The sequence below is a fragment of the Streptomyces beijiangensis genome (assembly GCF_017315755.1).
Taxonomy (GTDB): domain Bacteria; phylum Actinomycetota; class Actinomycetes; order Streptomycetales; family Streptomycetaceae; genus Streptomyces; species Streptomyces beijiangensis.
This window is the reverse complement of the sequence record NZ_JAFLRJ010000499.1, coordinates 1-2,231: the sequence shown is the minus strand read 5'-3', so window position 1 is coordinate 2,231 and position 2,231 is coordinate 1. Positions and strand designations below refer to the sequence as shown.

The 2,231-nt window shown below is 70.8% G+C and carries 1 protein-coding gene; it reads right to left on the bottom strand.

The annotated features are described in order from the left end of the window. On the bottom strand, positions 1-2,231 hold a 2,231-nt coding region (locus J0695_RS35950; RefSeq protein WP_206968976.1), incomplete at both ends, for an Ig-like domain-containing protein.

The window sequence follows — 2,231 nt, the reverse complement described above, 5'->3', positions numbered from 1 at the left end:
GGGGTGGGGGTCGGGCTGGGGCTCGGGCTCGGCGTGACCTCGATGTACACGGTGCCCGTGTCGCACAGCGGCGGGGCGGTGATCGTGCAGCCGATCACCGTGAAAGAGGTCGTCCCGGTGAACCCCGCATCGGGTGTGAAGACGTACGCGCCCTGCGCCGTGACCGTGGCCGTCCCGTGCGGAGGGGCGACACCGAGCCGGGTGACGACCCGCTCCCCCTGCGGATCGCTGACCGGGACCTGCCCGGCGACCGGCACGCCCTCAAGGGTGGTCGTGTGCACATCGCCGACGATCGGCGGGATGCGCCGCGGAAGGACCAGGATCCGGACCGTGGCCTCGTCGCAGACGTCCGGGGCGCTGATCGAGCAGATGCGATACGTGTAGGAGTCCGGGCCCGTGTAGTCGGCATCCGAGGTGTAGAGGAAGGTTTCGCCCTCGCCGGTGGTCAGGGTGCCGTGCGTGGGCTGGGTGACGGCCACGGGTGCCGAGGTGATTCCTCGGTCGTTCTGTGTGACGTCGATGGTCTCCGGGATGCCGCTCTCCGTCGTCACCGTGTAGTCCACGGCGACGGGCTCCACGGTGACGGTCACGGTGGCCTGTGCGCAGAGCACCGGGGTGCCGTTGTCGCACACCTGGACCGGGAAGGCGTCCCGGCCGGCGAATCCGGGTGCGGGGGTGTACTCGAAGAGTCCGTTCGGCGCCAGCATCACCTCTCCGTGTTCGGCCGACGCATTGAGCGCACCCTCAGAGGCGTCGGCGGGCAGCGAGAAGGTCAGCGTCTGCCCGGTGTCGGGGTCGGAGGCGGCGAGCTGCCCGAAGACCTTGCGGTCGACCTGCGTCACGAAGGCCTGGTCGGCCATGACCGGCGGGTTGTTCACCGGCATCGGGTCGGTGACGACGGTGTTGATGCGGGCGTGGTCGGCGGAACCGTCATTGTTGGCCGGCGTGGGGTCGTCGGTGGTGCTCGTACCGGATGCGATGTCGAGGAGGGTGCCGACGGCGGTCGCCGTACCCGTCACGGTGTACGACACGGCTGTGCCGGCCTCGATGTCGCCGGCCTGCCAGGTGACGGTGGTGCCGTCCACCGTGCCGCCGCCGGAGGCGGTGACGCCGGTGAGCCCGGAGGCGGGGAGCGTGTCGGTGACGGTGGCGGCGGCCGCGGTGTCGGGGCCGATGTTGGCGGCGGTGACGGTGTAGGTGACCTGGCCGCCGATGGTGACGGCGGCGGGGCCCGTCTTGTAGACGTACAGGTCGGCCGAGTCGGCGGCGGGCTGGTTGCTGCAGCCGGACGGGACGCGGTCGGGGTCGATGATCACCGGGGTGCGGACCGTGTGGGTGATGGTGCCCGACGGGGTGTCGAAGATGCCGGTGCCGGTCTGGGTGGTGTCGTAGAAGGCGATCGGGCTGGTGGCCGAATCTCCGCTGAACGTACCGAAGTTGGTGGTGTTGCCGGTGAAGCGGTAGCCGCCGAATCCGGAGACGGCGCCGTCGGAGCTGTTGGCGAAGGAGACCCCGCTGATCTGGCCCTCGGTGCTCTGGCTGAGAGTCCCGGTGTTGTTGAGATAGTCCGAGCCGAGGGTGATCAGGCCCTGGTTGACCGCGCTGCCCGCTGCCGCCCAGCCGGCCGAGACGGCGATCGTGCAGGAGTTCCGCACGCGGGAGGAGGCCGAGGCGGTCAGGTACTGCTGGATGGTCAGCGTCCCCGAGTTGTCGAGCTCGCCGTTCAGGGCGACGCCGCTGCCGTTGCTGGCCAGGGCGCCGGTGTTGATGACGGTGCTGTCGGCGGAGACGTTGAGCGAGCCCGTGGTGGCCGTGCCGGCGTTGATCAGCACGCTCTGGCTGTTGAGGGCGAGACCGCTGGGGAAGCGGAGGGTGCCGTCCGCGGTGTTCTCCAGGCGGGCGGTCCCCGCGGCGGTCAGGCCCTGGCCCTCGGTGGTGCCCGCGTTGATCAGCTGGAAGCCGTTGCTGACGGTCAGCCACGGGAGCTGGGCGGAGCCCTGGCTCTGTACGACGAGGGTGCCGGAGGCGTTGTTCGCGTACGGGGGAGCGAAGGAGGCGCTCGGCGAGACACAGAGGACGGACCCCTGCGGGAACGCCGCGACACCGCCGGTGAAGGCGCCGCCGGTCAGCAGCACGGTCTCGCCCGCGGCGAGGGAGATGACGTCGCTGGAACCGCCCGTCAGTGTGCGGGTCGGGTTCGCGCACGTGGTGGCGGCGCCTTCACCGGCGGT